General features: G+C 40.1%; 11 protein-coding genes and 1 tRNA gene. 2 read left to right on the top strand and 10 right to left on the bottom strand.

The annotated features are described in order from the left end of the window. The 9 genes from IM477_RS23100 to IM477_RS23365 all read right to left on the bottom strand — a co-directional run. On the bottom strand, nucleotides 1–79 hold a 79-nt coding region (locus tag IM477_RS23100; RefSeq protein WP_502705652.1), incomplete at its 3' end, for a transposase-like zinc-binding domain-containing protein. 207 nt (nucleotides 80–286) lie between these two features. Then, nucleotides 287–371, bottom strand: a tRNA-Leu gene (locus IM477_RS13095). Then, a complete protein-coding gene (locus tag IM477_RS13090) occupies nucleotides 350–1,237 on the bottom strand; it encodes a M48 family metallopeptidase (protein WP_287732075.1) in 888 nt (295 codons plus the stop codon). Before IM477_RS13090 ends, IM477_RS13095 begins: the two co-directional genes overlap by 22 nt. Beyond that, the gene (locus IM477_RS13085) at nucleotides 1,230–1,649 is read right to left on the bottom strand and encodes a tetratricopeptide repeat protein (RefSeq protein ID WP_287732074.1); all 420 of its coding nucleotides are present in this window, start codon (nucleotides 1,647–1,649) and stop codon (nucleotides 1,230–1,232) included. The genes IM477_RS13090 and IM477_RS13085 overlap by 8 nt, the downstream gene beginning before the upstream one ends. Before the next feature lie 119 nt (nucleotides 1,650–1,768). Then, nucleotides 1,769–2,506: a sulfite exporter TauE/SafE family protein gene (locus tag IM477_RS13080; RefSeq protein WP_272083062.1), complete on the bottom strand. Its 738-nt coding sequence runs from the start codon at nucleotides 2,504–2,506 to the stop codon at nucleotides 1,769–1,771. 31 nt (nucleotides 2,507–2,537) lie between these two features. Further along, on the bottom strand, nucleotides 2,538–3,305 hold the full coding sequence (locus IM477_RS13075) for a proteasome-type protease (protein WP_287732073.1): 768 nt from the start codon (nucleotides 3,303–3,305) through the stop codon (nucleotides 2,538–2,540). A gap of 233 nt (nucleotides 3,306–3,538) precedes the next feature. Next, nucleotides 3,539–4,315, bottom strand: a complete 777-nt coding sequence (fabG, locus tag IM477_RS13070) for a 3-oxoacyl-[acyl-carrier-protein] reductase (protein ID WP_002782849.1) — start codon at nucleotides 4,313–4,315, stop codon at nucleotides 3,539–3,541. Between the two features lie 141 nt (nucleotides 4,316–4,456). Next, a complete protein-coding gene (locus IM477_RS13065; RefSeq protein WP_287732071.1) occupies nucleotides 4,457–5,356 on the bottom strand; it encodes a lysophospholipid acyltransferase family protein in 900 nt (299 codons plus the stop codon). Nucleotides 5,357–5,691: 335 nt separating this feature from the next. Next, nucleotides 5,692–5,922 (bottom strand): hypothetical protein, encoded by a 231-nt coding sequence (locus IM477_RS23365; protein ID WP_219729824.1) that lies wholly within the window; start codon nucleotides 5,920–5,922, stop codon nucleotides 5,692–5,694. Nucleotides 5,923–6,385: 463 nt separating this feature from the next. On the opposite strand from IM477_RS23365, the gene IM477_RS13055 reads away from it, so the two are divergent. Continuing rightward, on the top strand, nucleotides 6,386–7,096 hold the full coding sequence (locus tag IM477_RS13055; RefSeq protein WP_287732070.1) for an AbiU2 domain-containing protein: 711 nt from the start codon (nucleotides 6,386–6,388) through the stop codon (nucleotides 7,094–7,096). Nucleotides 7,097–7,228: 132 nt separating this feature from the next. After that, entirely contained in the window at nucleotides 7,229–7,651 is a 423-nt protein-coding gene (locus IM477_RS13050) for a zinc ribbon domain-containing protein (protein WP_079208856.1), read from the top strand. Between the two features lie 343 nt (nucleotides 7,652–7,994). Here IM477_RS13050 and IM477_RS13045 read toward each other — a convergent pair. Continuing rightward, nucleotides 7,995–8,177 (bottom strand): DUF29 family protein (locus IM477_RS13045; protein WP_287732069.1); only part of this gene is annotated, 183 nt, incomplete at its 5' end.

The raw sequence follows: 8,177 nt of genomic DNA, 5'->3' as shown, positions 1-8,177 counted from the left end.
CACAAATATGATTTTGTTTACCTTGTTTATTGATGCCATTTTTACGGATATGGGTAGATTTACATTCAGGGCATTGCATTTTGATTTCCTCCATTCATATCTCTATTATGCAACGCCGCGAAACCGCAAGCTCAATTCCAATCTGAAATTATCTATCTCGTCTGTCCAGTGGGGTAGGTAGTAAGGATGCTTCCAGTAGGCGTAAAATCTACTCCTCGGCATGAGATTAATGTTTAGTCGGATGGAAGCATCAACACCATAATAGCTAGAAATTACTGAAATTTAATGGGCGGAGTCGGACTCGAACCGACATGAGGGGCTGCCTCGCCACATTTTGAGTGTGGTGCGTCTACCAATTTCGCCATTCGCCCTTGGCATTAGTTCTATCATTATAACCCATTTTTGGCCCCTTTAACAAATTTTGATAATCGGGGGAACTGGCCCAACGATCGATTTCTCGCGCGCGCAGGACGGGGAGGGGATGGGTTAACTGTTGGGTTTGCAAACCCTTTAACATTTCGCCCATTTCCGAGGCGCTGACGGCATCGTAGGACTTGGCCTGATCGATAAAAGCCTCTAAATTTAATAAAGGTGCGAGACTGGGGGAACCTCCGGCTAACTTCATTAACACCGACATGACGATTTTTGGGTCTTGAACTGCCAATAAAGCCGCTCGATCGCAACTAAACTCGGCGCAGCGCACCCATGCTAACATTCTCTCCTGTAGGGATCGTGCTAACATTGTCCCCCAATTGGGCAGTAATCCCGCCGCTAGGACCATAATATTGGCTAAAGTCAGATAAACGCCGTGTTCACATTTGAGATGTCCTAATTCGTGGGCCATTACCGCTTGAATTTCTGCGGGAGTCAGCATTTCGATTAGGGAAGTGTGCATGACCATAAACGGTTTTTTGCCGCGCATGGCGAAGGTATAGGCGTTAGGAACGGGGTTTTGTTGAATGTATAATTGAGGTGGTTCTAAGTCGAGAATTCGGCAAGCTTCTAGGAGTAGATTATGCAGGTCGGGTAATTGTTTTTCTCCCACCAAAACACTAGCAGCAATATTATTTAAGTAAAAGAATTCCTCAGCGACGGAACCTAATAAACTTCTCACGGCTATATCTAACCCAGGCAATTGTTTGAGGGAATTAGTTGCCTCTAGGTCGATGGGATGCCGAAAATCATTGGCTTTTAAGCCGAGTAATAACTGTTTTGATAATTCCATATTTTTATTCATTTAACCAAGCTTTGACGCGTTCTAAACTTTTCCAATCGGGTTTTCTAGCTAAACCATCGGCGATATTGTCATCCACTTCTTGGCGAACTTCTTTGTTTAAACTAATTAATTGTTGTACCAGTTCGATATGTTCTCTGACTCCGGCGGTTTTGGTTTCTAACATAGCCAAAACCAAATTGATCCGGTTTTGGGGGGAAACTTTATCGAGTTTTACGGCTTTTTGGGCGGCTTTTAGGGCTAATTCCGGTTTATCGGTGAGCATATATAACCAAGCTAAACAGGACCAAACGGCGGCATTTTTAGGATTGCGATCGCTTAATTGTTTAAATTCCGGCAATAAACTGGCGGCGCTTTCTCCCTGTTGGTAGCGTTCTAAACCTTGTTCGAGGGTAAAATTGGCGGTTTCTGTCATTTTCAACTAGGGGGTTAATCAAGGAGCAAATTTAACGGTTATCGCTGTATTACACGGGGTTAATACAATTCACCTTTATTTAGTATAATAGCAAAATTTGTCCCCTTGTTAGCAAAATTTTAAAAGACGATGCCGCGTTCTCGCCAGATCATCAATAGGCCACTCATCGAAACGAATAACATCACTGCTTGTTTAAATTGCTGCGGACTCATTCTTTCTAAAACTTTTTGTCCTAACCAATTACCCGGCCAGGCTGCTAATCCTAATAATAAACCGTAACCGAGAAAGGGCAGATGTAAAACTCCAAAGGCTGCGTAGGCGATTAATTTGGCGACATGAACTACTACCATGTGAACGGATTTCGTTGCCACCATTGGTTCTTTAACTAGCCCATAGTTGATATAAAACAGGTTCATCATCGGGCCGGTACTACCGACTAATCCCGACAGGAAAGCGTAGATAAATCCCGAGGGCATAAAATACCAAGTTTTAATCTCAAAAAAAGGATTTTCTTCTTGGGGAAATAATTGTTTAAGCGAGGAGAAAACCAGAAAAATTCCCAAAACTAGCGGCAACCATTTGAATTGTAAATGGGCAAAGACAAAAGCGCCGAGGGTAGATCCCATAATTGCCCCGGGTAGATACCACACTGTCGAGGGCCAGTCAATGGCGCGCCAATACATTCCCATGCGTTGGACGTTACCGATTAGCATCCCCGTGGTCAAAACCGGAGGAATGACGGCAGCATCGAGAAACCAACCTAAAACGGGGAGTAGAATCAGGGGGCTGCCCCCACCAGCAAGGGTGCTAAAAAACCAAGCTAGACTACCTGCCAACATCAAGGTAACAATGATCATCGAGTTGTAAAGTTAATTCACAAAGAGTTACTTAATCTATTATGATATCTTCTTTGGGATCTTCATCGGTATAATGCCATTCCACATTGGGCATAGCCTCGAAAGCTTGCCGGACGTAATCTTCCCAGAGTTTCCGCATTTTGGCTAGGTAGGGATCTCCCAAACGCAATTGTAACTTATGACGTAGGCTTAGGCTATTCGCTTCATACATACTCAAATAGATAGGCGGTCCGACAGAAATATTCGATTTCATGGTCGAATCGATGGAAAGTAAGGCACATTTAGCCATTTCCTCTAGGGGTGTATCATAGGTAATAGTGCGATCAAGAATCGGTTTACCGTATTTAGTTTCACCTATCTGTAAAAAGGGCGTTTCTTTGGTGGCTTGAATATGATTTCCCTGGGGATAAATCAAGAATAATTGCGGTTCTTCTCCTTTAATTTGTCCCCCAAGAATAAAGTTACATTGAAAATCAATATTATCTTGTTCTAGCCAAGTTCTTTCCCTAGCTTGTACTTGACGACTTTTATCACCGATATAGTGGGCGATATCGTAGAGATGAGTCAGAGAATGGAGATTTTTATCCTCTTGATTGTGCAGATCTCTTTTTAGTTCGTGAATCACTCCTTGGCTAATCGATAAATTGCCCGATGTGCAGACCATAATTACTCTTTCTCCCGACTGAGAAAAATCAAATAATTTCCGATAGGCCGAGATATAATCGACTCCCGCATTCGTACGAGAATCCGCCCCCATAACAATGCCAAAACGATTGATAATTCCTAAACAGTAAGTCATTTTCAGTAATCAGTAAACAGTAATCAGTAAACAGTAATTAGTAATCAGTAAACAGTAAACAGTAAACAGTAAGCAGTAAACAGTAAACAGTAATTAGTGAAGAGTGAAGAGTGAAGAGTGAAGAGTGAGCGGTGAATAATATCATTTAAAGCTTAAAACTTAAAACTTAAAACTTTAATCTGATAACTAATCACTGATAACTGATAACTGATAACTGATAACTGATAACTGAATTAAGCCATAACCATACCACCATCGACGTTAAAGACTTGACCAGTGATATAAATAGCGGCGGGATCGGCGGCTAAAAAACGCACCATTCCGGCGACTTCTTCCGGTTTTCCGTAACGGGAGAGGGGGATATATTTGAGAATTTCATCTGCTTTGAGGTCATGAGTCATATCGGTTTCAATAAAGCCGGGGGCCACGGCATTAACAGTGATGCCTCGACTGGCAAATTCTTTGGCTAAAGTTTTCGTTAAACCGATAACACCAGCTTTAGCGGCGCTGTAATTAGATTGACCCGGATTACCCATCAAACCGGATACAGAAGTGATGTTAATTATGCGGCCGCTTTTCTGTTTTAACATCAATTTACTGACGGCGCGAGTGCAGAGAAAAACTCCGGTTAAATTGAGATCGATGACTGCTTGCCAGTCTTCTAATTTCATTCTTAACATCAGGGTATCCCGGGTAATACCGGCATTATTAACTAAGACATCAATATGACCGAATTTTTCTTTGGTACTGTCCACTAAATTATCCACTTCTTCGCTTTTAGCCACATCTGCTTGTAGAGCTATTGCCTTTCCCCCGGCCGCGGTAATTTCTTCGACAACGGCATCGGCAGCACTGCTAGATTTAGCATAGTTCACCACTACAGTAGCACCCTGGCTGGCTAATTCCAAGGCGATCGCTTTACCGATCCCTCGCGATGCCCCGGTTACTATGGCTACTTTGTCTTGTAAATGCTGGCATTCTGCGGGTAATAGTTTCATAATTTTCTGCATTCCCCAAATAATCGTCAAATCTCAAGAGAAAACTCTGTACTGATAACTTTGCTCAAAACACTTCATTATCTCACAAGCGGGTTAATCTGACCGCAGAAATCCTCAATCGCGATCGCTCTGTCCCCACTTTCCTCTATAGTATCAGGGAGAATTGGCTGCCACTAATTGATCGAGTTGCTGCTGCATCAAATAACAGACTTTCTCATAACATTCGCGTACATAACGGCGGTCCCGGGCCGCTTTTTTGCCGTAACGTTCAAAAATAATTGGGGGACAAACCCGCGTCTGTATCGATACGGGTAAGGGAATATTCGGCAAGGGACCGATAGCTAGTCCCCAGGGTAAACCGAAATAGATGGGACAGGTCCCGGGGTCAATACCGAAAGGCCAAGGCATACCCTTTTTATGCAATTCTTTTAATTGAGGATAAATATCTTCGAGGACAAACAGAGTCGAGTGAGCGCCGTGGGAAATGGCGGGAATAATCGGCACTTCGTACTGTAAAGCTAGTTTAACAAAAGCTTGATTACCGGCAAAATGAATTTTATTTCTTAAACTGTGGGGACGGAAAACATCGGTAGCACCTCCTGGATAAATTAAGACACTAGCGCCACTATTTAAAGCAGCGATCGCCATTTTGGGATGGGCATGAACGGCCCCCATTTGGGCTGCTAGACTAGCTTGGGGTGGAAAAAATCGCCAGACTCGCGAATCCATCAAACCATAGACTAAGCGCTCGCTGCCAAAGCGTTGAAACCAATCATACATCATCATAAACATATCGGGGGCCGCTAAACCGCCGTTGTGGGAGCCGATGAATAATACCTGTCCTGAGGGGGGAATATTTTCCCAACCATCGGTTTTGACGCGAAAATAATGGTGATAAAACCAATCCAGAAGGGGGACAAATTTTTCGATCACTTGCGGATCGCGATCCTCTAATGACCAACCGGTGAGGGTATCAACAGGGGCCTTGGCTGCTTGTAGGGATAATTCGGCAAAAGTGGCCGTAGATGAGACAAAAGAGCTAAAAATCTGCATTGATGCCAAGTTGATAATTTAATCGCATCTTATTATCGCAAATTTCGGTTAAAAAACCCGCCATTTTAGAACGGCTTTCCTTGATCAATAATACAGCACTTAAGAACTTGCAAGGGCGCACCTCCCACAGAAGAAATAAAATAACTAGGGGGATTAAAGAGCATCTTTCCCATCTGATTTAGGATCACCAGCTTGTCCATATCTGCGACTAGAAACGACTCTAAGACCGATAGTCTCTCAGCTAGGGAAAGGATGTTCCCATTCAATTAATTTATAAGCGCGAGTAGAGAGAAAATTGAATTAATCACTAAAGAGACAGTTTGCCTAGTTTCCATTCAATTAATTTCTAAGCGCAGGTAGAGAGAGCGTTGAAGTCGATCGCGATTGATGTGGACGAGGGGAAACTGGTGGTCTTGACCTGCTGGTGTAATCCGAAACCTTGTTATGGGGATGTGATTGTGAGTTGCGTTAACTAGATTATTGAACAGGGGATGGTGTGAGTGGCGATCACCCTGTTGCAATCTCTCATCGTCGCTAGGGGATAATTTCGTAAAGTTTTGTAACAATAGGTGTCCATCCTAGTAGGATTGTTTTTAGTATTAAGATGGTTTTAACTGCTAATCAGGTTTGCTCTATGGCAAAGATATCCAAAAATTAATAAACGGGGGAAGAGTCTAAGAACCATAACTACAGAGAGAAGTGTCTTCTAATCCCTAATATTCGCACTTAACCACTTTTTAAAAAATAAAGTGTATAAAGCTCTATGAATTTATAGCGGTGTGCAGTCGTATGAGGTACAGTGTCACGAGCTATAAACCATGCTAGGCAAAGCTTGGTCTGTATCTCACTCAAGCGCTTACCGCTATAGTGTTATTAAATGGGTTCTTCGGTTTGTGTTATGCAATGGACTGGGGTTATAAGAGATGTAACCCTTATTTAGAAAGGCATTTGGCGATTTTTGTCAATTGTTTTTGATCTAGAGCGAACTCATCAATTAAGTCTCTTGCCAGAGAAGGATTTAGTCAATTTATGCCCCCCTATCGAACCATAGCAAGTAACGAAGAGCCATTAAATGACATTAAAGATATTATTGAGAATGGATTAGTCAAAGACTTATTTCAAGCAGAAAGGGCTAATTATCTAATTCAAGCTATTAACGAGAGAGTCCAAGATGTTAATGATACCTCTCGGGGGAACTTTGGTATATTCTTTGGAACAATCCAAAGCTACACAATTAATGAACTTATTTTATCAATTTCTAGAATATATGACCAACGCAAAAAATCTTTTGAGACTCGCTGTTTAGATGCTTTGCTTCAAAAACTTGATATGATCAAAGAAAATCCTCCTAAAATTCAGCAATATAACCAACTTTATGAATATTTAGAAAGCAATAAAATATATGATTTGCTAATGTGTATAGATAACGATAAAGATTTTATAGCTGATTTATTTAACTATATAAGGGCAAATCATAATAACAATCAAAAGATCATTTGTAGCTTAAAAAGTTGGAGAGACAAAAAGATAGCTCACAATGATAAGTTTATTGTAAAAGAAGTCAGCAGTCTTACTTTAAAAGATTGTCATTTACTTTTAGAGTTTCCCAAAAAAGTTATTACGATTATTGGTTGGGCTTATCTTAACACTGGTTATGGAGTTAAAAATGATTATTTTTTATCATCTGATTCCAAGAGATCATCAATAGCCCTGAAGAGGCTAATATCCAAACTATACTAATTTTTACATATTGATCAAATATTAATAGAGGAGAGGATGTAAAATGTAAAAATTGTTGAATCTACTTCAATCATCTCTAATTTTGCTTGATTATCAAATTATTATTGTTTAAATTTTATCAATCGAATCATCATGACAATTATTTTTTGTGAAGACTGTAAAAATCCTATTTCTGACAAAGCGAAGCAATGTCCTCATTGTGGTTGTCCAGTTACTCAAGGAAATAAATTTATTTCATCTGTTCTTAATGTAGCTCGAAAGAAAATTGAGGAAAAAGCAGAAAAAGCTAATAAACAAAGTTCTATCCAGACAGTATTTGAATCCGTTTTAGGTATTATATTTTTACTTTTTGTATTTTCTAGTTGTGTTTACAGACTAGGCTATCCTTATACCTGTGAACAAGCAAAGCAACAATTAGCAGAAGCAGAGAGTAAATTAAGTCAACGTTTTAAAGAAAGTGAAAGGATCTCTGATTTGGTTGATATAACTAATAGCCCAGAAATGCTGGACAAAATAGATTCTAAAAGATCGGTTTATAAAAAGTGCTACAAGTGATTGTTTTGTACTTAGCCACAAGGGTAGAAAATTCTAAACAAAATCTGCTAAAATTGTTTCCATTCAATGAATTTCTCTAGTAGGTAGAGAGAGCGATAAAAAAATTTTTGAGGTTTAATTATGGGCGTGTTTCCATTCAATTAGTTTCTAAGCGCGAGTAGAGAAAGATTGAGAGACTGCTAGATTCTCCCAACCTAATCGTCTCCATTCAATTAATTTCTAAGCGCGAGTAGAGAGAATAATGGGAGTTCCCTTAATATAGACTTTACCGCAACATACCAGAGGATCACTAACGATCATTTATTGACGTTGAGCTTTTCAATAATTTTATCATTTTTAATGTCTAATCTTCACAGTTGAACCAATTTTTATCTAATAGTTGCTCTAAACTGTAAGGACATTCTGAGGGAAAATCGCCAGAAAAACCAGTTTTTTGTTGAACATAATCGAAAGCATCCTGATAGATTATCGGTAATTCCTCAGCTAAATAATTCTGTAAATTCGTCGTTAAACATTTTCTTAATTG

The sequence above is a fragment of the Microcystis sp. M090S1 genome (assembly GCF_020246295.1).
Classification (GTDB): domain Bacteria; phylum Cyanobacteriota; class Cyanobacteriia; order Cyanobacteriales; family Microcystaceae; genus Microcystis; species Microcystis aeruginosa.
Note: the sequence above shows the minus strand (reverse complement) of the source record. Positions and strands in the feature narration are given on the sequence as shown.